This window comes from Calothrix sp. NIES-2100 (assembly GCF_963875285.1).
Lineage (GTDB): Bacteria > Cyanobacteriota > Cyanobacteriia > Cyanobacteriales > Nostocaceae > Aulosira.
Genome location: NZ_CAWNLA010000001.1, coordinates 3,939,621 through 3,965,656, shown reverse-complemented (window position 1 = coordinate 3,965,656; position 26,036 = coordinate 3,939,621). Strand labels below are relative to the sequence as shown.

Sequence of the window (26,036 nt, the reverse complement as noted above, 5' to 3'; positions counted from 1 at the left end):
TATAAAACCAACAGACTCGAAATTTACAACAAGGGGGGAAAGACCATTCCTCTAAACTATGGAATCAGCTTAAAGGGTATTTGGTAAATCACTACCTTGGGGAATTTCTCCAGAACTATAACCTTGAGAAAATCCATCTGTGTTAGTTTCTGTGATAAATCCGCTATAGGCTTCCATACCGTGTTCGCCAATATCCAAGCCTTCCAACTCTTCTTGGCGAGATACACGGATACCCAAAGTAGCTTTTAGTGCTAACCAAAATACACTACTGAGGAGGACAGTGATACCACCTACAGAAAGAATGCCAACTATTTGCGGAATTAATGTACCGAAGTGACCACCAAAGAATAAACCATGCGGCCCTATTGGTTTACCAGCTAAGTCAACCATCCAAGGATAGCCACCAGGCCCAACCGCAAATAGACCAACGGCTAGAGTTCCCCAAACACCACAAACTAGGTGAACCGAAGTTGCTCCTACTGGGTCGTCAATGCCGAGTTTGTCAAAGAAGGGAACAGAGAAAACTACTAATATTCCCGCAATTAAGCCAATGACCACGGAACTGCCAATGTTAACGTAAGCACAAGGTGCAGTGATAGCGACCAAGCCAGCCAAAATCCCGTTGATAATCATTGATAAATCTGGTTTGCCTAGGTACAGCCAAGCTGTTACTGTCGCCGCAATCCCACCAACTGCTCCTGCCATGTTGGTTGTTAACGCAATGTGAGTAATTGCGCCAGGATCGGCAGCCATGACTGAACCAGGGTTAAAACCAAACCAACCCAGCCACAGAATTAAACAGCCTAAGGTGGCAATACTCATGTTGTGACCGGGGAGGGCGACAACTTGCCGATCTTGATATTTACCAATGCGGGGACCGAGAAATGCTGCTCCCATTAAAGCCGCCCAGCCACCGACTGAGTGAACGACTGTCGAACCAGCAAAATCCCAAAAACCCATATCAGCCAGCCAACCTGCACCCCAAATCCAGTGTCCGGTAATGGGGTAGGCAATACCAACAAGTAATAGGCTGAAAACTAAGAAGTCAACAAACTTAATTCGTTCTGCAACCGCACCAGAAACAATCGTGGCGGCTGTTCCGGCGAACACTAACTGAAATAAAAACTTACCTGCTAAAGGAATTCCTGTCCAATTGAGAGCGCTAAAAACACCTTTGTAGGCATCACCAGTAGCGGGACTGTTATCTGCACCTGCGAGGAAAAATCCATTCAGTCCAATAAAGTCATTACCATCGCCAAACATTAAGCCAAAACCAATTGCCCAAAACGCGACTGTCGATAAGGCAAATACAATCAAGTTTTTAGCCAGCACGTTAACCGCATTTTTTTGGCGACAGAAGCCGGTTTCTAACATACAAAAACCAGCGTTCATGAAGAATACCAAAAAGGCGGCGATCGCTACCCACAACGTGTCAATCGCCACTTTTAGTTCTGCTGTTGTTGGCCCTGCTGCTGGAGTCTGGGCAACTGCTGCATAGCCCCATCCCAAGACTATTAACGCAGCTAAAGACAGGCAAGCTTGCCAATTGGGAGACAGTCGCTTAATTGTTGTGAATAAGTTAATTTTTGATGTAGATTGTGCAGTTTTAGAGAAGGCCTTTACAGACCTACGCCTATTTTTTGTTTTTAATTTCTGCTTGTGCATGAAGTTGAACATTTTACTCCAAACCATTCTTAATGGGATAAATATGTCAGCACGCAAAACTAAGGCTTGAATTTTCATCAAGACATTTTTGACATTTGTGATGCAAGCAATTAGTTTGCCAACCAGAAACTCAAATAACCTAAATAAAAGTTTAGGAAACTATTGCTACTTTTGTAAATAACTTGGCAAATTTTGGGATGAGTTGAAAGAAACAATTATTATGTAGCTTCGACAACAATCAGTCAAGCTGTTTTCACTAAATCTTTAATTTTTAACTAAACTGGACATTGATTCATGCAGATTATCCTTTGTCATTAGTCATTGGTGTTAACAAAGCAGAAAGCGCAAAATTTTACCGCCAAAAGCCTCCGCTCATAACTTGATCACAGAGGACTAATGTCCCAGACGCTACACAAACATGAAAAAATGTTCAATTTACAACTGGATTAACTTATGATGGCAACTCCGAATTCTACAAAATGTGGGTTTTGAATTTATAAAATGTTGTTTTTAAGAATTAGATCAAGTAATTCCTCAAGACAAGTTTTTTATAAACTCACTCATAAATTTGATTGATTGTCTATGTTACCAAAAACATAATTCTGTATCAGGATATACGATTTGTTTGTTTAACCTCTGACATGAGCTGCTGAATATTTGAGTTCAGCAAACTGAATTCTCTGTATTTCAGCATTTCCTGACATCAGAATTAAAAAAAACCAAAAAATATTAATTTTTCATACAAAAGATTAAACAAACTTTGTTCCGTAAAAGCTGTTCTAATCTTTACATTGCATAATTAATGACAATACAAATACAGTAGTTTTATGACATACTTAGTTGTTTAATTACAATTAACTCTCCGCTTGGGCTATAAAATATTACTTACAATTCCAGTTTTAATCCAGTTCTAAATATTTTTCGTAGCCGAGTTGTTCTAGTTTGGCTTGCTTTGCCATGACTGATTCAGACAGCGTTTGTCGGTATTTTTGGACTTTTTCCAGTAATTCTGGTTGCTGGGTAGCGAGAATTTGAACTGCTAAAAGACCAGCATTTTTTGCATTACCTATAGCTACTGTTGCTACAGGTATACCAGCAGGCATTTGTACAATTGAATACAAAGAATCTACACCTTGCAAGTTACGAGTAGCTACAGGCACACCAATTACTGGAAGTGGCGTTAAAGAAGCTACCATTCCCGGAAGATGGGCAGCACCACCAGCACCAGCGATAATCACCTTAATGCCGCGTTGATGTGCAAGTTGAGCGTATTGCACCATGCGTTCTGGGGTGCGATGAGCAGAAACGATCGCCACTTCGCGCTCAACACCAAATTCGTCACAAACTGCGATCGCGTCTTTCATGGTGGGCAAGTCAGAATCACTGCCCATGATAATACCGATAAGGGGAGCCATAGAATTTTAGATTTTGGATTTTGGATTTTGGATTTGGGATTTTGGATTAATGGTCAATGGTCATTGGTTGTTCACAAATGACAAATGACAAATGACAACCCTAACCTGAATTTAGTGTGTCAGTTGCGTAAGTCCTACTAAAATCAGATTTAGCCATTTTCCCGCCAATGTGATGACTAAAGCAACACCAAGCGCGATCGCCACAAATCTAGATATTATCAATGCACGAGTACCAGGGTACCAAGGCTTGCAAATGCTCTTGATTAATCAACAGGGCATAATTGAGCATATCTTAACGATGGGTACTGTGTTGAAACGCTTTCCATCAAAAGACTTGCAAGTGTTAGATGTTGCAGGTGATTGGATTTCCTTGGGTGGTGTTGATTTGCAGATTAACGGCGCATTGGGATTAGCATTTCCAGAATTGCAAGCAGATAATGCCCACTTGCTGCCAAAAATTGCGCAATTCTTGGGTAATATGGGTGTAGATGGATTTTTACCGACATTGGTGACAACTTCAGTAGAAAATATTCAGCGATCGCTTTCGATCATCGCTGATTATAATTCCTCCCCTCTCCTTGAAAGAGAGGGGTTAGGGGTGAGGTTAAATGCTCAAATTCTGGGCGTACATCTAGAAGGGCCATTTTTAAATTCGCAAAAACGCGGCGCACATCCAGCAGAATACCTGTTACCCCTAACAATTGAGCAAGTAAAGCGTGTTTTGGGTGATTATGCCCAGATTGTCAAAGTCATCACCCTAGCGCCAGAGTTAGATCCCACTGATGAGGTTATCCCATATTTGCGTTCTTTGGGTATCACTGTCAGTTTAGGCCATTCTCAAGCCACAGTAGCCCAAGCGCAACATGCTTTTGAACTTGGTGCCACAATGGTAACCCATGCCTTCAACGCTATGCCACCATTACATCACCGCGAACCAGGATTATTAGGCGCAGCAATTACCCATCCTGGTGTGATGTGTGGTTTTATAGCCGATGGACAACATGTCGCACCGACAATGTTGCAAATTTTACTCCGTGCTACCAAAGGACTGTTTCTCGTCAGCGATGCTCTCGCGCCTCTGGGGCTACCCGATGGGGTGTATCCTTGGGATATTCGGCAAATAGAAGTCAAAAACGGGACGGCGAGATTAGCTGATGGTACTTTATCAGGGACGACTTTACCTTTATTGGTGGGTGTGCAGAACTTGGTGAAGTGGGGGATTTGTGACGTAGAAACAGCCATTTTACTAGCCACCGATGCACCCAGAAAAGCGATCGCTTTATCAGGAATTGCACCCCATCAACCCGCTAATTTATTGCGTTGGCATTGGAATGAGTCCACAAAGGAACTTAACTGGGTGAGATTATAGCAGTCCTACATACCCTCAGATCCCTGACTTCTTTCCTTCGGGGATCTTGTTTTGAAGAGCATGGGATAATTTGAAAGTGCGATCGCTTGAAGCTTTCGAGATAATCAGAAGCTTCTGAAGATAATATGTTAGGTTGCACGTTCACTCATCCTATAAAATCAGCGATCGCACTATAGAGCCTTGACTCTGAGCGTAGTCGAAGGTTTAAAATTCCAAATTAAGAATCTGTCGCTGAATTTTGGATAATTGGTGTAAGTAGCTAATCTGATAATTGATAATTATGAATTAGCTGCTTTTGAGTTAAACACATAGCAATTCCCTTTTCGTAATAAGCAGCTTCGTTAATAAAAACTGGATACACAGTTAATTCACCTTCGTAAGTAATAGTCTGTCCATCAAAAGTTAAAAACATCGGTTGTCCTGGAGCAAGTGGCTGATAATCTTGAAACTGAAGTTGCGGATGAATCATCGCTTGCAATTCACCAGATTCATTTTTGGGATAATCAATCGTTCCCAGATGGCGATAAATGGTGAGGCTGTTGTCAAAAGGTAGAATTTCTCCGCGATTATATTTTTCCAAGTAATTTAAAGCATTGATGATCAAGGCTTCAGTTTGCTGAAAGCAATCAGCTTGTAAAACGCCTTGAGCTACTGCTCCCACTTCAATTGTGCAGCCGAATTCACAAATAGATGGCAAACTAGAGGATTCTTTCGACTTAGGTAATATGTAGATATTTACCGCAGGTTTTAAGCTTTGAAGATAAGCAACTAATTGCAGGTTGAAAGGGCGATCGTTGGTGATTACAGTTAAGCCCATGTTTGCAGTTGTGCTATGAATATCTAAAATCACATCAACCGGAGTTTTGCCATTTGCACCAAATAAATAATTGATTTCTTTGGCTCGGATATCTTCATAACTAGAGCGCGTCAAATCTTGTAAATCGGACTTTCTAAAACTCCGGTTGAGGTCTTGATCAATATATCGACGTACTGCTGCAAATGCTTTGGGATTCGCTAGCAATGTCAAAGTTTCAAAGCTATTTCGACGTATCAAATCGGGATGCTGTACAAATTTTTTGAGGGCATAAATACCATTAAGTTCATTTCCGTGAACTCCCGCAACTATTAACGCTCGTTGAATTGAGTGTATTATGTTTGTCATCAAATTTTTCTCTTCCAGTGATTGTTGCAATTAATTTTAGGATGTCACTGACTATAAATCTAGTTATGGGGCTATATCTAAATTGGTATGCATATAAGTTGAAAATTCGTAGTAATTTTGATGATATCTATCTACTTTTAACAAATCTGGTTTAAAATGAACCCAGAATATCGAAAACCCATAAATATAGAACGTCTAAAACGTTTTGTATTTTTAGCAGAGCAAGAAGATATAAATCTCAGTCATGCTGCCAAAGAACTGCACATTCCTCAGCCCTATCTCACCAGACAAATTCAACAACTAGAAGAAGAATTAGGCGTAGAACTGTTTGTCCGTAACCCTCGCTTGGAACTAACATCTTACGGCAAAGTATTTCTGAAACAAGCACAACACCTCCTAGGACAAGTTGAGCAGTTTCAACACTTATCTCAACAAGCAAAGCAGGGTGAGATTGGACGATTAAGCATTGGCATTAATACTTCGATTTCTAATAGTTTGTTGCCAGATATTCTCCGTGTTTTTCGTCAGAAATTCCCGCAGGTAGATTTAGTATTGCAAGAGCTGTTATGTAAAGAGAGTCGCCAAAGACTGCAAAATCGGACTCTAGATGTAGATTTTGAGAATTTATACAATTTACAAGATGTGGACAAGCACCATGTTCTTACCTACGAAGTTATCAGCAAAGAACCACTGGTGATGGTACTACCTCAGCAACATTCCTTAGCTAATAATCCACAAGTTCAACTCGCAGATTTTGCCAATGAACCTTTTATACTTCCTTGTCGTGAAACAGTACCAGCACTACATCAACTGACGCGAATGGCTTGTATAGAAGCCGGATTTCACCCAAATGTAGTGCAAGAAGCTACATGGATGCCAACAGTCCTCGGTTTGGTTGCGAGTGAAATGGGGGTAGCATTATTACCAGCCAATGTGATGAATCTTCAGCGTACTGGTGTTGTGTATCGAGAAATCATCGGCAAAGTGCCGATGTTTCAAATGGCGATCGCTTGGCGACGAGATAATCACTCAAAAATTTTATTTAATTTCCTCAATGTAGTCAGAGAAATTTCTCCTGGTGTCTATTAACCTAGCTCCAATATCAGGAATTAGGCTAGTCATACAATTGAGCATTTTAAGACTCGTTTGGGAACACTAAATCTGTAACTTATCAAGATTTAGTGGTAAGAGCATGACTCCAGTATATATTTCCGGATACCACCTTAGTGAACAGCTCTACAATGGTTCGAGAACCCTTGTTTATCAAGGGTATCGAGAAAATGACGCATTACCAGTAGTCATTAAACTGCTGAAAAATCCCTATCCTAATTTCAGCGAACTGGTGCAATTTCGCAATCAATACACCATCGCCAAAAATCTTAACTCACCTGTAATCATCCAAATCTATGGCTTAGAAACCTACCAAAATGGTTACGCCTTGGTAATGGAAGATTTTGGGGGCATTTCTTTAAAAGATTATTTTACCTCTGGAGAAACATTCAATACCAAGTCTCTCCCAGATTTTTTCCAAATTGCCATCACCCTATGCAATGCTCTAGAAATACTCTATCGAGAGTGCATTATTCATAAAGATATTAAACCCAGCAATATTTTAATTAATCCCCAAACAAAACAAATTAAATTAATTGACTTTAGTATTGCATCTTTGCTGCCTCGAGAAACCCAAACACTAATCAGTCCCAATATTTTAGAAGGGACACTAGCTTATATTTCTCCAGAACAAACAGGCAGGATGAATCGTGGTATTGACTACCGCACTGATTTTTATTCAACTGGTGTCACTTTCTATGAATTACTCACAGGTGAGTTACCATTTCCATCAAACGATCCAATGGAGTTGATACATTGTCATATTGCTAAAACCGCAACCCCAGTACATGAAATTAACCCACAAATCCCGATTGTACTTTCGGAAATCGTTCACAAATTGATGGCGAAAAATGCCGAAGAGCGTTATCAAAGTACATTGGGTTTAAAATCAGATTTAGAAAATTGCTGGTTTCAAATAAAGGAAACAGGCAAAATAGAAAACTTCCCAATAGCTCAAAGGGATGTGTGCGATCGCTTCCTCATCCCCGATCAACTTTATGGTAGAGAAACCGAAGTTACAACCCTGCTGCAAGCATTTGCCAGAGTCAGCCTTGGTGCTACAGAAATGATGCTAGTTGCTGGGTTTTCTGGTATTGGTAAAACCGCAGTCGTCAACGAAGTTCACAAACCAATTGTCCGGCAGAAAGGCTATTTTATTAAAGGCAAATTTGACCAATTTCATCGGAATATACCTTTGAGTGCATTTGTCCAAGCCTTCCGCGATTTAATGGCGCAATTATTAACTAATAACGATGCTCAAATGCATTCATGGCGGCGCAATATTTTAGCGGCTGTTGGGGATAATGGACAGGTAATTATTGAAGTCATCCCCGAATTAGAACGCATTATTGGTAAGCAACCACCAGCACCAGAATTATCAGCAACGGCTGCCCAAAATCGTTTTAATTTATTATTCCAAAAGTTTACCCAAGTCTTTACTACTGCTGAACATCCATTAGTGATATTTTTAGATGATTTGCAATGGGCTGATTCAGCATCGCTGAAGTTAATGCAATTATTAATAGCTGATACTGGGCATCTTTTCATCATTGGTGCATATCGCGATCGCGAAGTTCACCCCGCCCATCCTTTAATGATAACTTTAAATGAATTTGCCAAAACCTTAGTCACAATTAATACAATTACTCTCACACCTTTAAGTCAAGTTCAAGTCAATCAGTTAGTGGCGGATACATTGAAATGTTCAAAAGATTTGTCCTGGAATCTTTCGCAATTAATCTTTCAGAAAACACAAGGTAATCCGTTTTTTACCACCCAATTTCTTAAAGCGTTATATCAAGATAAACTGCTTCAGTTTAACTGGGAATTAAGCTTTTGGGAATGTGACATTACCCAAGTGACTCAGCAAGCAGTTACCGATGATGTCGTGGCTTTTATGACATTTCAATTGCGCAGATTGCCGCCATCAACGCAAAATGTATTGCAGTTAGCTGCTTGTATTGGTAATTCTTTTGATTTGGCAACTTTAGCAATTGTTTCTGAACAGTCAGAGATAGAAACAGCAGCTTGTTTGTGGAAAGCTTTACAAGAAGGTTTGATTATCCCAATTAATGATGTTTATAAATTTTATCAACAAGAATTATTGGTAGATAATCAACCACAAATTACCAACGATACCGAATCAGTGAAGGTTGTTTATAAGTTTTTACATGACCGAGTACAGCAAGCAGCTTATTCACTGATTCCTGATGATCAAAAAACAGTAACTCATCTGAAAATTGGTCAGTTACTCCGGCAAAATTTATCGGCTATCGAACAAGAAGAAAAACTCTTTGATATTGTTGAGCATTTGAATTTAGGACAAGAGTTAATTACTCAAGCAAGTGAACAAGAAGCATTAGCTCAGCTGAACTTACAAGCCGCAGGTAAGGCGGTAAATTCTACAGCTTACGCCGCCGCCAGAGTATATTTACAAACAGGAATTGAGTTATTACAGACAAATTGCTGGCAAACTCAGTACGAATTAACTTTAAATCTCTATATTGCTGCTGCTGAAGTTGCCTATTTGAATGGTGACATTGATGCTATGCAACAGATGGCAGTCATAGTGTTACAAGCAGCCAAGTCTATTTTAGACAAAGTTAAAATTTACGCAATTCAAATCGCTGCACAGACAGCACAAAGCCAGATGTTAGAGGCGATCGCTACAGCCAGGAATGGACTGTTACAATTGGGGGTAGAATTGCCTAGGGAATCTGATACCAGCGAGATAAACAAAGCTCTAAAAGTTATTGCGCGCCAACTCCAAGACAGAGAGATTGCAGACTTAGTGGATCTGCCAGTAATGACTAATCCTACATCCTTGGCAGCAATGCAACTTTTAAGCAAATTATTTTCCGCAGTTTTTGTGGGAATGCCTGGTTTATTGCCCTTTCTTAGCGCCAAAATGGTGAGTTTGTCACTTCAGTTCGGCAATGCACCGACATCGACGGTGGGGTATGCGATTCATGGACTGGTACTGTGTAATTTTGTTGGTGAGGTGGAAACGGGCTACAGCTTTGGTAAATTGGCACTGAATTTAGTGGAGCGGTTCAATTTACCAGAATATCACTCCATGACTTTACATCTGTTTGGGGATTTTATTCAGCACCAGCGGGAAGCTTTGTTGGCAACAACACAAACGCTAAAAGATAGCTATCGGATTGGTATGGAAACTGGCGATTTTCTGCGCGCAGGCTACAGCATCGTCGGTTATAACAGTTTGAGATTTTTGAGTGGGGTAGAACTGGATATTTGCGAATCCGAACTCACAACTTACAGCAGCGCCTTGGCTGAGATCAAACAATTTTCTCCTCAAGTTTATCTCAATTTAACGTGGCAGACAGTGAAGAATTTGAGAGAAACGGTAAGCCAACCGGATTGCTTAATTGGTACTGCCTATGATGAAACAGTGATGTTTTCAAAACACCATCAGGATTATGAGCTGACAGCGATCGCTATGGTGTACATCGACAAATTAATGCTAGCTTACTCATGGGGCAATTATTCAGCGGCGATTAATTATATTGAACAAGTCCAGCCTTATTTGATGGCAGTATCGGGATTAATTTATGTTCCTATTTTCCATTTTTATGCAGCTTTGACTTACCTAGCTTTGTTTCCCACACAGCCAGAGCATCAGCAAGCCGAAATTCTCACTCTTGCACAAACTTATCAAACTAGTTTACATCAGTGGGCGCAAAATGCCCCAATGAATCATTTACATAAATGGTATTTAGTTGAGGCAGAAAAACAGCGTGTATTAGGTGAAAAAATCGCGGCAATTGAATGTTATGACAAAGCAATTTCTCTAGCTCAAGATCATCAATTTATTCACGAAGAAGCTCTAGCCAACGAACTGGCAGCTAAATTTTATCTTGACTGGGATAAAAAGCAATTTGCTCAACTTTACATCATCAATGCTTACTACTGCTACGCTCGTTGGGGAGCAAAAGCCAAAGTTAATCACCTAGAAAAAAGCTATCCCCAACTATTGCAACCCATCCTGCTGCAACAACGAATCAATCTCAACCCTTTAGAAACCTTAGCTGTTCGTGGGGTTTCTTCATCGAATCGCACTTCTAGTTCTGATAGTACTAGCATTTCTGAAGTTCTGGATTTTACCTCTGTTCTCAAAGCCGCTATTGCTATTTCTAGTTCTTTGGAATTAGATACACTAATTTCCAGTCTCACCCGCATTATCTTGGAAAACTCTGGCGCGAAAAAAGTTGTACTGCTACTTCCCCAAGATAATACTTGGCAAGTTCGAGCAATTACTTGGATTGATGAGCGGGAAATTCAAACTCTTCTTGCTCCCCAATCACTAGATAATTGTGCAGATATTCCCAACGAAATTATCTACTACGTTAAGAATACGCAAAAAACAATAGCGCTTAATAATTGCCAAACAGATATTCCTGGTTTGATGGGGAAATATATGCTAGAACATCAACCCCAGAGTGTATTATGTACCCCGATTATTAATCAAGGGCATTTGCTGGGAATTCTCTACCTAGAAAACCAACTGACGAATGGGGTATTTACTAGCGATCGCCTTTCTGTATTAAAATTCCTTTGCGCCCAAGCCGCCATTTCTTTGGATAACTCTCAATTATATCATCATCTTCAGGAGCGAGAAAAGTTTCTTAGTAGTATTTACGAAGGTGTTGGCTGTTTGATTTTTGTGGTTGATGTCCGAGATGGCGAGCAATTTGAATATACAGGATGGAGCAAATCCTGTGAATTAGCAGTTGGTATACCTGCTGCGCAAGTGTTGGGTAAAACTCCGCAAGAATTACACCCTAAGGATCAAGGTACAGCAGTCTATAAAAACTATCTGCGTTGTTACCAAACTGGAATAGCTGTTACATATGAAGAATGTCTCATATTTAATGGAGAGGAAACTTGGTGGTTAACCACACTCAGTCCCTTAAAAGACGAAACAGGCAAAGTTTATCGTCTAATCGGGACAACTATTAATATTAGCGATCGCCGACAAGCTGAGAAAGCGGTGAGCGAAAAATCTCAAGCACTCACCACAGCTTTAGATGACTTACAACAAGCCCAATTAAAAATCGTCCAAAGTGAAAAAATGTCTGCATTGGGTAATTTAGTTGCAGGTGTAGCTCATGAAATGAATAATCCATTAGGCTTTATTTCTAGTAGTTTGAAACAAGCTAAACCTACGATTACTGATATTGTGACACATTTACAACTTTATCAAGAAAACTTCCCCAACCACAGCAATGAAATCATAGATCATGCTGAAGAAATCGACTTGGATTATATCTTAGAAGATATACCCAAAGTGATGGATGCAATGGTGATGGCTTGCGATCGGTTAAAAAATATCAGCACTAGTTTAAGAACTTTCTCCCGCGCTGATAAAGATTATAAAGTACCATTCAACATTCATGAAGGCATCGATAGTACAATTTTAATTCTCAAACATCGCCTCAAAGCTAACGAGCAACGTCCAGCCATTGAAGTGAAAACTGAATACGGTAAGTTACCGCAAATAGAGTGTTTTCCTGGGCAATTAAATCAGGTTTTCATGAATATTCTGGCAAATGCCATTGATGCCTTAGATGAGACGAATCATGGGCGCAGTTTTGCCGAGATTCAAGCACGTCCTAACAGAATTACCGTGAAAACTTCACTCGCAGAGAATCAAGTCAAAATTATCATTGCCGATAACGGTAAGGGAATGGGCGAAGACATTATCACCAAAATATTTGACCATTTATTTACTACAAAAGCAGTCGGTAAAGGTACGGGTTTGGGATTGGCGATCGCCAGACAAATTGTTGAAGAAACTCATGCTGGTAAATTGAGGTGCAATTCAGTTTTGGGTGAGGGGACAGAATTTTTGATTGAACTACCCATTTCAGGAATTAGGCTCTCCTAGCAACACAATTGAGCATTTCAATTCTCTAATTACCTCGGTTGTCACATAGCTGACGGCTAATCCACCTGCTGTGCGATAACGCACAGAACGTAATACTGCTAAATCAAATTTCTCGGCTTCGCGAATGATAACTCTAGCAATATTATCACCCCTAATTGTTTGAATGTTGGTATTTACCTGTAACTGGCTTTTATCAACGATTTCCGACAATTGCGAGACAAATTTTTCCACTAATTTGGGGGGTGTTTTGCGATCGCTCACATGTAAGAGTACCACTTCAGCTTGATTGACATCAGCTAAAATTTGGGCGAACCGCACAGCGCCTATGGTTTGCTTTGTCAAGTCACCAACTGGGACAAGAATTCTTTGAATAGTTGCAGGGCTGCTTAACAAACGTGTCACTGCTACCGGACAGTGAGAAGACCAAAAGACGCTATCAATTACATTACCAAATAAACGGGCACGCAAACCGGTTGTCCGCGACCAACCCATCACCACTAAATTCGCATTTTGTTCTCGACTGGTGCGGCTAATTCCTAACGCTGCATCATCATCAATCCGAATTACCGGTGATACTTCTACCGCAAATTCTTGACTAATTTCTTTGGTAAAATTTAGTCTTTGCTTACTTTCTTGCAGCGCTATTACTAATTGCGGATCATCCATATGTATGTGAGCTTTGGTAATAGCTAATGGCACAATTCGTCCAGATTCATGACGAGCCAATAAAGCTGCCATTTCTATCAAATAGCGTTGAGTTTGCGGGTTATATATCGGTACTACGATAGTAAATGGTTCTGGTTTTATTTCTGCCAGCGGCTCCTCAGAATCTTCCCACCAAGTTGTCAGTTTATCTGTTGCTAAATCTGACTCAGACACCTGCAACAAAGTCGCAGTTCTAGCTGTGATTACCGGGCCGAGAATCGCAGTCACCAACATCAGGACAATTACACTATTTAATACACCTTCATTAATTAACCGCTCACCAGCAGGATTGACAGTTTGATAAGCAACTAATGCTGCTGCTAACGTCGCTGCTACTTGTGGTAGTGATAATGACCACATCGTCAGCAATTGGGCTGTGTTATATCGGTAAAGTAATTTAGCTAAGAATGCTGCGATAAATTTGCTGCCAATTAAAGCCACTACAATCACTACAGTCAGCCAAATTGAACTGAGCGTTTTCAGAAATGCGGGAATATCAATCAATAATCCCATGTCTACAAAGAAACAGGGGATAAACAATGTACTGCCAATAAATTCAACTTTTTCTTTAACTGGACTGCGTCCTAAAACATCGTTGACTGCTAAACCTGCTAAAAATGCCCCAACAATTTTTTCAACTCCAATGACTTGCGCTCCCACAGAGGCTAGAAATAATGCTAGTAAGATAAATAAGAACTGGTTACTTTGTTCGTCTCCAGAACGGCGAAAAAACTGTTTTCCAGCCCAATCAAAACCAAAGAGGACAACAACAGCATAAATTGCTAACCCACCTAATAAAGTTGCTAAACTCAGGGCAGAGAATTCCCCACCGTGAATGCCCACACAAATTGCTAATACTAGTAAAGCACCTGTGTCAGTAAAAATTGTCGCACCAATTGTGACTGTTACTGCTTCATTACTTACTACTCCCAGACGACTGACAATTGGATATGCCAAGAGAGTATGAGAAGCCAGCAAAGAACCAATCAAAAGGCTAGTATTCCAACTAAAATTGAATATCCTTCCGGCAATAATCCCAGCAATTAGTGGAACTATAAATGTTAAAATTCCAAAACCAATTGAGCGATTTTTAGTTTTGCGGAATTGTTCTAAATCAATTTCCAAACCTGCCACGAACATCAAATAAATTTTACCGATTTCCGAAAGCAAGTGGATAGTTTCAGATTTAGAGTTTAACAATCCCAACCCATTTTCTCCTAATATGACACCTGCTACTAATAAACCAACTAAGCCAGGTAGCCGCAGTCGCTCAAATAATGGGGGTACAGTCAAGATTACTGCCAAAAGAATTGTAAATGCAATAATCGGACTATCTACTAGCGATTTTAGTGCCATTTTTAATGAATAAAACTAAAGAGTAAAATTAATCAATGGGAGATGATGATGCTTTTTAAGCCAATAATGCTTAGTTAAAAAATATTCACCCAAAAGGAAGGCATAAAAGATTAAATCGTTAACAGCATAAATGTTGCGATCGCATTTACGATTCTCTCTAAAGTTAGTATTTTTTATATCTCTGGTCAAAAATAATCAATCTTCTCTACCACTGAAGCTGCGTTTTTGTCAATAGTCAATGGTCAATAGTCAAGGTCATTAGTTATTTCTCCCTCATCCCCCTCATCCCTAGGGCGTGTTTTCAAACCCCAAACGCCTTCAGGCTAAAGCCTGAGGCTACACGAACAAAGCCCACCTTCGTGGGCTAAAAAGCCTAATTTTTCGTAGTCCGCGCAGGCGGACTTTGTTTATATAGCCGCACCCTTTAGGGTGACGGCGACTTTGAAAACACGCCCTAGCCCCTAGGGCGTGTTTTCAAAGTATCGAATGCAACTACATAAGGCTGACAACGGGACAATGGGACGCGGCGACGCGGTGAAAATTTGTTCAAAAAGCTCTCCGCGTCACCGCGTCTCCCCCTCTCCCCCTCCTCCCCTTATTCAAGAAATGAGTTTGAAAACACGCCCTAGCCCCTAATTAAAATAGAAAAATCTTTAAACAGAAGCGTTCTTGGCGGTTTCTTTCAAGGATAATTTTAAGGATTGGGAAACCTTAGAAATGGAACTTTATGAACGCAGCCGACGATAAAACGATTGTTCGTGAATATTTCAATTCCACAGGGTTTGACCGATGGAAGCGGATATATGGCGATGGAGAAGTCAACAAAGTCCAGCTAGACATCCGCAACGGACATCAACAAACTGTGGATACAGTCATCGGCTGGTTGAAAGCTGATAACAATTTAGCAGCCTTGTCAATCTGCGATGCTGGATGTGGTGTTGGTAGTCTCAGCATTCCCTTGGCGGCAGATGGTGCTAAAGTCTATGCTAGCGATATTTCCGAAAAAATGGTCATTGAGGGCAAAGATAGAGCCTTACAAACCTTGGGAAATAATGAAAATCCCACCTTCGCCGTGCAAGATTTAGAATCCTTAAGTGGTAGCTACCACACAGTCATTTGCCTAGATGTTCTCATCCACTACCCCCAAGAAAAAGCAGATGAGATGATTTCTCACCTATGTTCATTGGCACAGTCACGGCTAATTCTCAGTTTCGCGCCCAAAACCTGCGCTTTAACTTTACTCAAAAAAATTGGCAGTTTCTTTCCCGGGCCAAGTAAAGCAACTCGCGCTTACTTACACCGTGAGGCTGATGTCGTGAAAATTCTCGAGAATAATGGCTTTACCGTACAACGACAGTCGATGACTCGAACTCGCTTCTATTTTTCTCGCCTGTTAGAAGCTACACGCAAGTAATAAAAAAGTGTGATATGAGTTGCGCCTGATTACTTGCTAAATCCCCAGAACCCCACCCCGACAAAGCGTCGCTTTATCTCCCCTCCCCTTGGTAAGGGGAGGGGATTGAGGGGTGAGGTGCAATTACTATGGGAATCATAACTAATTACCCGGACATGATATGAAGGATAAAGGATGAAAAAATTTATAATTTATTCTTCATATTGACCGGATAAAAGTCTTTGTGAACGTCAATCTACAGCACCTAAAAATTTTAAGGATTCCCGTTGAACTTCTGTTAAACCTTTGGCTCCTGTGATACACATCCCTTCATAGGGTCGTTTTGTTCTCAACTGATCTAAGCATTTTCCTGTCTGAATATCCCACAGTTGGATCTTTTCATCTTGACCACCGCTGGCGACAATTTTCCCATCGGGACTAAATGCTACCGACCACACCCAACTCTGATGAGCTGGTATCGTTTGCTGACATTTCCCCGTACTTGGATTCCAAAGCTTTACAGTCTGGTCGCAACTACCACTTGCTAAAATTTCCCCATCGGGACTAAATGCTACTGATTGTACCCAACTTGTGTGTCCCCGTAACGTTTTTACACATTCTCCTGTCATGACATCCCATAAGCGGATAGTACAATCACAACTCGCACTCGCTAAAAGTTTGCCATCGGGACTAAAAGAAATTCCTTGTACCCAGCTTGTATGTCCTAGGAGGGTGTTGATACAGTTACCTGTGCTAATATCCCAAAGTTTAATGGTTTTGTCTTCCGAAGCACTGGCCAGTGTGACACCATCGGGACTAAATTTGACAGACCACAGCCAACCCTCGTGTCCTTGTAAAGTTTTTAGGCAGTTGCCTGTAATGATATCCCATAACTTGATAGTGTAGTCGCCACTGCAACTGGCGAGGGTGAGTCCATCGGGACTAAACGCCACCGAACCGATCCAACGGTTGTGTCCCTGGAAGGTTTTCAAGCATTGACCTGTTTTGACATCCCAAAGCTTGATACTATAATCGCTGCTACCACTGACAAGATGTCTGCCATCAGGACTAAAGGCGACTGAACACACCCAGCCACGATGTCCTTCCAAAGCCACTGAAGTTGGTGGAGTGTTTAAAGATTGAGCTTGGTGAAGATTCCACAAGCGGACAGTCTTATCTTCACTACCACTAGCTAAGGTTTTCCCATCAGGACTGAAGGCGACTGATTGAATCCAACTACCGTAACCTTGCCAAATGTCGATGCAGCTACCCGTACTGACTTCCCATAGTCGCACCGAGCGGTCTTCCCCACCAGAAGCGACAATTGTGCCATCGGGGCTAAAGGCGACTGAAGTTAAAAGACTGTTATGACCATGTAGGGTTTTGAGACATTTTCCGTCACTGACACTCCAAAGTCTGACGGTGCGATCGCCACTACTACTGGCTATGAGTTTACCATCGGGACTAAAGGCAACCGATCGCAATCTTTGCGTATGTCCTGTTAGGGTCAACAGACATTTACCTGTACTCGGTTGCCAAATTTTGAGAGTGCGATCGCCACTACCACTAACTAACAGTTTACCATCGGGACTAAATGCTATGGTACGTACCCAACGGTGATGTCCTAAGAAAGTTTGCCAACATTCACCTGTGTTCACATCCCACAGTTTAATACTTTTATCTTCACTTCCACTGGCGATCGTGCTGCCATCTGGGGAGAAGGCTACAGACCAAATATAATTTTCATGTCCTAATAAAACTTTCAGACATTGACCGCTGTGAGTATCCCACAGTCTGATGGTGCGATCGCTACTACCACTAGCTATGAGCTTTCCATCTGGACTAAAAGCGATCGCACGCACTCGCTGATAATGTCCTGTCAGGGTTGACAAACAACTGCCGTCGGACACTTCCCATAATTTTACTGTCTGGTCGCTGCTAGCGCTACACAGCATTTTGCCATCAGGACTAAATGCGATCGCATGTACCCAACCTGCGTGTCCTTTACAGCTGAGGATCGGCTGTCCTACAGCAATTTCCCATAGATGTATTTCGCCATTCACATCTCCAGTAGCAAGTAATTTGCCATCGGGACTAAAGGCCAGACATAAAATGCTGGTTAACTGTTTTGCAAATACCGACTCACTCAAATCTGCACCACTAAAGTTGACATTTTGTAACTTAGTATTTTGTAAACACCCAGACCTAACAGTTAAATTTGAGAAGTCATATCCAGTTAATTCACCTTGCAGCTGACATAACATATTAATCAGGTTTCCCGCTGCATATCCTGGCTGTAATGTTTTGTTTTCTTTGATTTTTTCCAGATTTTTGGCAAATTTATTCTCTAGCTGTTCCCGACTTTTATATAATGTTAACAGCCTGTCTAATAAAGGTTTGATAATCCGCTTGATTTGAGCTTGTTTGAGATATTCTTTGGATTTTGATTTTATTAAAGGATATTGATTTAACAAAATTATATTTTCGCTCTCAATCTCGGCAATAATTTGCTCGATTAGCTGGTTTTGTAAATATTCTCTCACAACAGGTTGGAGAAAGAATTTTTTGTGCTTTTTCTCTAAAAAAGAACGATGCAACAGTGATTGAATAGTTTCAATAATTATTCCAGGGTAAATATCTGGAATCATGCCAGCACTTAATTCGCTTTCATCGATTGGTTCTTGTTCGATAGTTAACCAGTATAAAAAGGTTTTTTCTGAATTCGGTAAGCGATTAAACTGCTGGTCTAAAACTGCGTTAATTTCTCCAAAAATTAACGATTTATTTCTCATGAATTCCGAAATATTCCCATGAAACAATTCGGCAGCTATTGAACAAACAATTTTTAAAGCTAAAGGATTACCTCCATAGTTGTCGATGAAATTTTGATAAGATGCTTCCGATTCTAAAAAGCATCCTTTTAGCTCCAATATTTTCTGACCTGCTGCCAAATTTAATCCGGCTAATTTTAAACAGCGAACGGGTAAAGTTTCTCCTTGCATTAAGGTAATTTCTTTCGGTTTTTCTCTGGATGTCAGCAGCAAGCAACTGCTATGATGGCGTTCGCCTAGCCGTTGAAAAAATGTTCTGTAATCCTCATATCCTTCTTGATATTGACCAGCTAAGACACCGCTTCTTAAAATTGTTTCAGCATTATCTAAAATTAACAAACACCGTTTTTTTCTTAAAATCTGAATCAAATAAGAAATTTGCTCCTCAAGTCTGATGGGTAAATTGTTGGACTCTCCTTGCGTCAAAAATTTGAGTAGGTCAATTACTAGCTGTTGTAAAGGAGGTGCGGGAACTAGCGATCGCCAAATCAAATATTCAAAATTATGCTGAATTTGTTCGGCTAACTTAACACTGAGATGGGTTTTACCGATCCCTCCCATTCCTAGCAAGACAACCAAGCGACAACCATCGCCGACGATCCATTGTTCTAAGGTAGCCAGTTCTTGAGTGCGATTGTAGAAAACGGAAACATCAGGCGCATCTCCCCAGTCCTGATATCTTGTCGTTTCAGTGCTGTTGGTGTTCACCAAACTAGGCGATCGCGATGGCTGTTTGCTGGCGCTGATATTTTGAGTAAAATTTGCTACATCTGAACTATCCTCGACAACTAAAGTCATGTCTGCTTGATGCGATCGCCTTTCTAAAGCCGAACGAAAATTAGTTTTACTAACTTTTTCATCGCACACTTCCGATAGCAGCTGCCATAACTTCGGTCCGACATCTTGCTTGAGATAATTTACCGAATAACCGTATGTTTTGGCGATGTCATCGTAGCGCAGGCGCGGATCTGACCAAGACGAATGCAGAATGAGCCTTTGCAAATCGCTCAGATACTTACCTGTTTTAGTAAACAACAAAGCGTCTACAAAAGCTAAAGCTTGTTGAGCGTCCATAAATTCTAGATTTATCTAAAGTTATCTTCAATCAATTCACAAGCAGATAAATATCCAACTTTTTGACTTTGTTTATTTAATTAGCTTCTTCAGCACCCATCTGAATATTTCCGCAAAACTACTCCAGCCAAGAGCAAAGCTTGGTGAGCAGGAAAATTCCTTTCTGCTATTTAAATATAATGTTGTAAAAGTCAATAAATATTTATATTGACTTGCAGTCGAAATTTAAGTATTAAATTTACCTAGCATCATTATTTTAACAACAAAGGCAGCAAAACTTCCTAGAAGTAGCATCAACTGAAGGCGCTCAGTATGAAGTTAGAAGTAACGCATTCCCCACGGATAAATCTGGGGGCTTTTAGCAGAGAAAGAGAAATAGCGGCTTGGTTCCTGTGCAGGTTCCGAAACACTATCCCCCGAACGTGTCGAGCGAGGGCGCGGTAACGATTTAATAGTAGGGGCGGGTTTACAAATATTCTTCAATTATTAGCCGAGATCTAGGTAAACCCGCCCCTACTCATCCCCACGCCCCAAAAACACATTGTTTTGCCTGTTAGCAAGCAGTGTGCTTTTACCCTATCAAGGCTACGCGACAGCCTTTATGTCTACTGGCACAACTGTTTATGTGGGGTCACACAGTGCCTTTGCCCATTTTGACATGTATTTATTATTTGTACAGTGCGTAAGTGCGTAATACCAATTCTCTGTGAGGCTACATATTAATGCCCTCACCCAACATTGGTTGGGGCTAAACAAACTTAACCTGCGCAGGCTAAGTTATGTACATCTTCATATTGAATTGGTATAAGTCCTAAGATAATAGAAATTGTTAGCATTTTTGCATCATTAGACTGGGAGGACGCAATCAGTAGCTGTATATTTCCAGTAAAATGACTTATGGGCACAGGTCTTAGAGGATGTTGTCAAAGTATTTTTGGTAAAATCTCAGCTTCAAAAACCTCACCCCCCGAGCAAGCCTTCCCGACAAGGGTTAAGGGATTTCAAAGCCTCTCTCCTGCAAAGACAGAGGAATGGAAGTGAGGTTTGGAGTAAACTTTGCAACTTTTCAAACAACCTCTTAAGTGTATTTGATAGAATGAACGTAACATTTTCTAATGGATAGCTTTTATTGTTATATTTTTGTAATTTTTAGCATAATTAATTGAGATGGCAAAAATTATTTGTATTCATTCGTATCGCGGTGGGACTGGCAAATCTAATACCACAGCCAATCTTGCAGCCCTGATTGCTCGTGAGGGAAACCGCGTTGGGATTATCGATACTGATTTACCTTCCCCGGGAATTCATATCCTCTTTGGTTTGGGTGATAATCAGCCCGAACACACACTCAATCAATTTCTTTGGAAAAAGGGTAAAATTACCGAGGCCGCCTATGATGTCAGTCATGTTCTTGAAGGACAGGGAAATCAAAAAAGCAAAATTTATCTAGTTCCTGCCAGCGTTAAAGTCAATGATATTTCGCGAATCTTAAGAGAAGGTTTCGACACCGAATTATTATTTGAAGGATATCACCAGCTAATTAAACATTTAAAACTAGATTATCTATTTATTGATACCCATCCTGGTCTTAATGAAGAAACGTTACTGTCTTTGACAGCTGCTCAGATTGTTCTGTTTATCCTGCGACCCGATCAACAAGATTTCCAGGGAACAGCAGTCACAGTAGATGTGGCGCGGCGGCTGAAAGTGCCCAATCTCTACCTGATCATCAACAAAGCTTTGCCGGAATACAACTTCGAGCAAATGCGCCAAACAGTCGAAGCTACTTACAAAGCGCCAGTGCTGGGTATCCTCCCCGACTCTAGTGATATGCTCCGTTTAGCCAGCAAAGGGATTTTTGCTATTAAATACAATAAACATCCCATCAGTCAAGTTTTGCAAAAAATGGCTAAACAAATTACTGACAGCACAGTTAAGATTTAACCTCATAGCGACAAAAAATCTGAGCAGCAACCGTGCCCTATTTAATCTACGCTCCGGAAACTCCCGATGAAAGAGTTTATGAATTGAAACCAGGAGTTAACACCCTGGGACGCAAAATCGATAATACCATTGTCTTGCTTGGAGAAACCGTATCCCGTTACCACGCGCAGATTCACGTCACTCCATTGGGGGTGACGATTCAAGATTGTGGCAGTAGTAATCATACTTTTGTCAATCAAGTCCAAATCAATATCTCGGAACTCCGTGAAGGCGATGTGATTGGTTGCGATCGCTACGAGTTCAAATTTGTTAATCATCTCACCACATCGCGGCCAAAGCCTATCGGCAATAATCAAGAATTATTAAGTGATAATTTCAAACAAATTCCTCTACCCCAAAGTCAAGCTCCACTTGAAGATTTGATGGAGCAGAAGTCGAGCGACGACTCAATTCTCAAATTTCAGTCGCGCGATCGCGAGAAACAAACGGTCAAAAAGCTCAAAGTTCTCTTAGAAATCAGTAAACAACTCTGTTCGCTTGACGAACCAGACCGACTCCTCCAGAAAATCCTCGATTTACTGTTCCAAATTATGAACATCGATCATGCAGCGATTCTTTTGGTTAATCAAGAGTCTAAACAACTCGAACTAAAAGCTGCCAAGTCACTAGAGGATCTTGTTGATCGGCAACAGTTTTACAGTCACAAGATTGTCGATCTTGCCTATCACAGTGGGGATGCAATTATCACTAAAGATGCCAAGGGCGATCAGCGATTTAAAGATTCTAACTCGATTTTTCAAGAAGAGATTCAGAATTGTATGTGCGTCCCGCTGAAAAACTATACAGAAGTCATCGGGGTATTATATGTTGATAATTTATCTCTTTTTATCAGCTATACCGACGAAGATTTAGAGTTTTTGAGTGCTTTGTCCAACCAAGCCGCAGCAGCGATTCATATGTCTCGCGAGTTTCACAAACGAGAACAGAAGCTCAAACAACAAGTATTAGAATTGCAAATTCAAATCAACCAAGCGAAAAAAGAAAGCGAAGTTGAGGAGATTATTAACAACGATTCTTTTAAACGCTTGGTTCAAAAAGCCGAGCATTTGAGGAACAAAAATAATCAATAATTCTATTTGAAAAAACTCGGATTTTTCACTTATGATCAAAATAGCCAATTCCGTATCCGACTTCAGTAAAACTGGGCTTCGTCCATTGACCGAATAATTTGGGAATCCCTTCTATCAGCACTGAGAGAATGTTTTTTTCGGTTTTTGCTACTGTTAATGAGAATTCTCGAAAATTTTCAATCGGATGAGGCGATTTTGACCCCGATTCTAAAACCTCATAAAATTCCTCTAACAGCTTTTTATTTTCTAAATTTTCAATTTCTTGGTAAAAATTAGCTTTGGCAAACTCCCAAAATTTTGTGTGGAAACGAGACCCCATCGCATAATGCCAACCGACAAACAAAGACATTTTATAAACATAATTAATAAAATATTGATTGAATACTTTTAGATCCTTTTCAGCCAATTTTTCTCTGGTTTCGAGTTTGGCGAAAGCGGGAAGTAACCAATAGCCTATCGCTTCTACCTGTTTCAAAATACAGCCAATAGCGGTGGCTTCTAAAGGTTCGAGAAACGAGGCGCTATTACCAATTTTAAAAAGCGCGCCATCAAAACAATTACGTACAGTAAAATTAGGAAAATTTAGGTGTTTGGGTTGACCGGCATAGGTAATTGCTTCTGAATCAAAGAATTCATCAAAATCCGCTTCTATTTCGCTGACAGAATTAATGTTGCGGTTGTAAATATAGCCATAAGATGTGCGATTTGTCAGCGGAATCGTAAAAATCCAACCATGAGGTCGAGCAATACTTCTAGTAGCCGATTGATATTTTAACAAATCGCTGCCAATTTTTAGCTCAATAATATTGTCATTAGCTCCAGGAATTTGGCGAATTAAAGCTGCATTAGTCGGAATCCAAGAGAGTTTAACGTAATTCTCATCAAGAGTTTTCGGAAAACCTCGCGCATCAATCGCCAGATCGACTTCTAGATTAGTGTGATTTGCAAAGGCAATATTAACGGAAATCCCGTCACTTTTGACATCAGTAACCTGGCAATCAATTTGTGTAGCACAAACGTATTCTTGCAAAAGATTAACGATTTCTCTGGCAGAAACATGATAGGAATATTGTTCACCAATCGGGTAAAAATGATGGAAAAATTTTTCGTGTTCAACTCCCCAATTTTCAAAGCTAATGCCAAATTTACGAGTGACATGACATCGTTTTTCAAGTTCAGCATAGCTCAAGTTAGTAATTCGCTCTAGCCATTCTAAAAAATACGGGGTTGTTCCCTCGCCGACTCCAATTGTCGGGATATTAGAATCATAAATATGATATAAATCGAACTGGGGAAAATGTTTGCTGATATGGGATGCAGCAATATATCCCGCTGTTCCTCCACCAATAACTGCAATTTTCATAATTCAAGAATTAAAAACTTGGTTAAGTTGACGCTATTCAATATAAGTCAATATGATGACTGCTATCGTATCTACCAGGAGCCAGTATATTATAAGGATCTAATTGCTTTTTAATATTTCTAATTAACTGGTCATAATCATCTTGTGCTGTTGGTAAAGAATTCATTGATTGAATTCCCAAACGATAGGGAATATATCCTTCTTGAAGCAAGAATTCTAACAGGCGATCGTGACATGCCATTGCTTGGGAATCTGCTTCGGGTTCCTGGCGATCGTACATAATCGCGATAAACATTTTTACACTTCTACTTGTGGAACAACTTATGGCGATGTTTGGTTCAAATCCAGAGGCTTTAATTATTGATTCAATGGTTGTTAGGGCGGCAACAATTGATTGTCCATCAAAAGGAAAAAGCGGACACAGCCAAAGAACTCCACAAGCATCTCGATCGGGATTTATATCGGTAGGAACTTTAATTTTTTTTCGCCAATAAGTACTTTTGATATTGATATCAGTGGGAACCCCAAGCCCTAAATTATCTTTTAATGGGGCGCTGGTAGGGTCGCGATCGCTAAAAATTATTTGCTCAACTTGTCCGGCTAATGCCTCTTCAATTATCTGGCGTTCTGCTAATCCTTGTTCGCGACTGGCGCTATATAAATCTCCACTCCCGAACCAAGGTTCGACACCCTTTAATTCTTGGATAGATAAAGGCGTTTTACCTCCTAAAAGTTGCCAGGGATATCGCCCTTCTCTAGCTAAAACTTTGTAGCAATTCCAAAAAGTAAAACAGTTTTCCTTAATCGTGCCTTGGAGGATTAATTGCTGAATGATATCGATGAGTTTTTCTAGACGCGAACTATCTTTAACGATACAACTAAAAAATTGATAATATTTGGGGATAGGCGTTAACCAAACAGTCATTTGTGTGACTATTCCCAAGTTAGATTGGGCGAAAATGCCATCTAGAGAAGGCCCCACACCCCAACGACTCAAAGGTGTAGTTTTGGCATTAGCAAACCGTCCAAATCCAGTGTGAATTAATTCTCCCGTCGGGAGAACTACCTCAAACCCACAAACATAACTGACGCGATCGCCTAATGGGCCAATACCATCTCCTCTTTCTAGGGTATTTGCAATCACACTCGCTTCAGGAGGGCCGCCAATCACTGAAAGAAATAAGTTGGACTGAATATCGCGCAAGTATGCAAATACTTGTTGAAAGCTGACTCCTGGCTCGACAGTGATATAAGCAAGTTTTTCGTGATAATCGACAATGCGATCGAGCCTGCTTAAATCCATCACCGCACAGTTATCTTGAACGGGAACTCGCGAACCCAAGCCCCAATTTTTACCGCGACTAACAGGATAAATAGGCGTTTGGTATTGATTGGCAATTTTGACACATTCTTGAACCTCTGCGCGATCGCCAGGGCGAATCACCGCCAGCACTCGCTGTGTGGTTGCAAATGTTGCTGTTTGCACAGCAGATATAGTTTTTTCGTCCGTTAAAACATTCTCTGGACTTAGGAGTTCCCGCCAAGCTTGAAGTACATCCATCTGTTGCTCTTATGTTAACGTCAGGCGATCGCGTGCTGGATCTCACATTT

General features: G+C 40.6%; 13 protein-coding genes. 6 read left to right on the top strand and 7 right to left on the bottom strand.

The genetic code is table 11. The annotated features are described in order from the left end of the window. Window positions 1-69 precede the first annotated feature (69 nt). Both AACU32_RS16120 and purE read right to left on the bottom strand, forming a co-directional pair. Complete coding sequence (locus AACU32_RS16120) at window positions 70-1,665, bottom strand: ammonium transporter (RefSeq protein WP_096608036.1); 1,596 nt, start codon at window positions 1,663-1,665, stop codon at window positions 70-72. 899 nt (window positions 1,666-2,564) lie between these two features. Beyond that, window positions 2,565-3,080, bottom strand: coding sequence for a 5-(carboxyamino)imidazole ribonucleotide mutase (purE, locus tag AACU32_RS16115; RefSeq protein ID WP_096601101.1), 516 nt, complete (start codon window positions 3,078-3,080; stop codon window positions 2,565-2,567). 172 nt (window positions 3,081-3,252) lie between these two features. Here purE and nagA point away from each other — a divergent pair, with 172 nt between their 5' ends. Beyond that, entirely contained in the window at window positions 3,253-4,449 is a 1,197-nt protein-coding gene (nagA, locus tag AACU32_RS16110) for an N-acetylglucosamine-6-phosphate deacetylase (RefSeq protein ID WP_096601099.1), read from the top strand. A gap of 259 nt (window positions 4,450-4,708) precedes the next feature. Here nagA and AACU32_RS16105 read toward each other — a convergent pair whose 3' ends face one another. Beyond that, entirely contained in the window at window positions 4,709-5,611 is a 903-nt protein-coding gene (locus AACU32_RS16105) for an aspartoacylase (protein WP_339377958.1), read from the bottom strand. A gap of 156 nt (window positions 5,612-5,767) precedes the next feature. Here AACU32_RS16105 and AACU32_RS16100 point away from each other — a divergent pair, with 156 nt between their 5' ends. Further along, window positions 5,768-6,700, top strand: a complete 933-nt coding sequence (locus tag AACU32_RS16100; RefSeq protein WP_096601097.1) for a LysR family transcriptional regulator — start codon at window positions 5,768-5,770, stop codon at window positions 6,698-6,700. Between the two features lie 103 nt (window positions 6,701-6,803). Further along, window positions 6,804-12,629 carry an ATP-binding sensor histidine kinase gene (locus AACU32_RS16095; protein ID WP_096601095.1) on the top strand — a complete coding sequence of 1,942 codons (5,826 nt, stop codon included), beginning with the start codon at window positions 6,804-6,806 and terminating at the stop codon, window positions 12,627-12,629. Here AACU32_RS16095 and AACU32_RS16090 read toward each other — a convergent pair. Further along, complete coding sequence (locus AACU32_RS16090) at window positions 12,609-14,690, bottom strand: cation:proton antiporter domain-containing protein (protein ID WP_096601093.1); 2,082 nt, start codon at window positions 14,688-14,690, stop codon at window positions 12,609-12,611. The two genes, AACU32_RS16095 and AACU32_RS16090, sit on opposite strands and share 21 nt — an antisense overlap. Before the next feature lie 727 nt (window positions 14,691-15,417). On the opposite strand from AACU32_RS16090, the gene bchM reads away from it, so the two are divergent. Next, window positions 15,418-16,104, top strand: coding sequence for a magnesium protoporphyrin IX methyltransferase (gene bchM / locus AACU32_RS16085; RefSeq protein WP_096601091.1), 687 nt, complete (start codon window positions 15,418-15,420; stop codon window positions 16,102-16,104). Between the two features lie 230 nt (window positions 16,105-16,334). Here the strand turns inward: bchM and AACU32_RS16080 are convergent, their stop codons facing one another. After that, window positions 16,335-19,988 carry an NACHT and WD40 repeat domain-containing protein gene (locus AACU32_RS16080; RefSeq protein WP_096601089.1) on the bottom strand — a complete coding sequence of 1,218 codons (3,654 nt, stop codon included), beginning with the start codon at window positions 19,986-19,988 and terminating at the stop codon, window positions 16,335-16,337. A gap of 1,167 nt (window positions 19,989-21,155) precedes the next feature. Between AACU32_RS16080 and AACU32_RS16075 the strand changes: the two genes are divergently transcribed. Beyond that, window positions 21,156-21,932 carry a MinD/ParA family ATP-binding protein gene (locus tag AACU32_RS16075; protein WP_096601087.1) on the top strand — a complete coding sequence of 259 codons (777 nt, stop codon included), beginning with the start codon at window positions 21,156-21,158 and terminating at the stop codon, window positions 21,930-21,932. A 32-nt stretch (window positions 21,933-21,964) separates the two neighbouring features. Then, window positions 21,965-23,062 carry a GAF domain-containing protein gene (locus tag AACU32_RS16070; protein WP_096601085.1) on the top strand — a complete coding sequence of 366 codons (1,098 nt, stop codon included), beginning with the start codon at window positions 21,965-21,967 and terminating at the stop codon, window positions 23,060-23,062. A gap of 25 nt (window positions 23,063-23,087) precedes the next feature. Here AACU32_RS16070 and AACU32_RS16065 read toward each other — a convergent pair whose 3' ends face one another. Both AACU32_RS16065 and AACU32_RS16060 read right to left on the bottom strand, forming a co-directional pair. After that, window positions 23,088-24,425, bottom strand: coding sequence for a tryptophan 7-halogenase (locus AACU32_RS16065; protein ID WP_096601083.1), 1,338 nt, complete (start codon window positions 24,423-24,425; stop codon window positions 23,088-23,090). A 37-nt stretch (window positions 24,426-24,462) separates the two neighbouring features. Next, window positions 24,463-25,986 (bottom strand): FAD-binding oxidoreductase, encoded by a 1,524-nt coding sequence (locus tag AACU32_RS16060; RefSeq protein WP_096601081.1) that lies wholly within the window; start codon window positions 25,984-25,986, stop codon window positions 24,463-24,465. Between the last annotated feature and the right edge of the window lie 50 nt (window positions 25,987-26,036).

What these genes read in the sequence shown, in the direction of transcription:
- AACU32_RS16065 (WP_096601083.1), bottom strand. Translation starts at nt 24,425, where the DNA reads ATGAAAATTGCAGTTATTGGTGGAGGAACAGCGGGATATATTGCTGCA.
- bchM (WP_096601091.1), top strand. Translation starts at nt 15,418, where the DNA reads ATGAACGCAGCCGACGATAAAACGATTGTTCGTGAATATTTCAATTCC.
- AACU32_RS16060 (WP_096601081.1), bottom strand. Translation starts at nt 25,986, where the DNA reads ATGGATGTACTTCAAGCTTGGCGGGAACTCCTAAGTCCAGAGAATGTT.
- AACU32_RS16080 (WP_096601089.1), bottom strand. Translation starts at nt 19,988, where the DNA reads ATGGACGCTCAACAAGCTTTAGCTTTTGTAGACGCTTTGTTGTTTACT.
- AACU32_RS16105 (WP_339377958.1), bottom strand. Translation starts at nt 5,611, where the DNA reads ATGACAAACATAATACACTCAATTCAACGAGCGTTAATAGTTGCGGGA.
- AACU32_RS16075 (WP_096601087.1), top strand. Translation starts at nt 21,156, where the DNA reads ATGGCAAAAATTATTTGTATTCATTCGTATCGCGGTGGGACTGGCAAA.
- AACU32_RS16100 (WP_096601097.1), top strand. Translation starts at nt 5,768, where the DNA reads ATGAACCCAGAATATCGAAAACCCATAAATATAGAACGTCTAAAACGT.
- AACU32_RS16095 (WP_096601095.1), top strand. Translation starts at nt 6,804, where the DNA reads ATGACTCCAGTATATATTTCCGGATACCACCTTAGTGAACAGCTCTAC.
- purE (WP_096601101.1), bottom strand. Translation starts at nt 3,080, where the DNA reads ATGGCTCCCCTTATCGGTATTATCATGGGCAGTGATTCTGACTTGCCC.
- AACU32_RS16120 (WP_096608036.1), bottom strand. Translation starts at nt 1,665, where the DNA reads ATGCACAAGCAGAAATTAAAAACAAAAAATAGGCGTAGGTCTGTAAAG.
- nagA (WP_096601099.1), top strand. Translation starts at nt 3,253, where the DNA reads ATGACTAAAGCAACACCAAGCGCGATCGCCACAAATCTAGATATTATC.
- AACU32_RS16090 (WP_096601093.1), bottom strand. Translation starts at nt 14,690, where the DNA reads ATGGCACTAAAATCGCTAGTAGATAGTCCGATTATTGCATTTACAATT.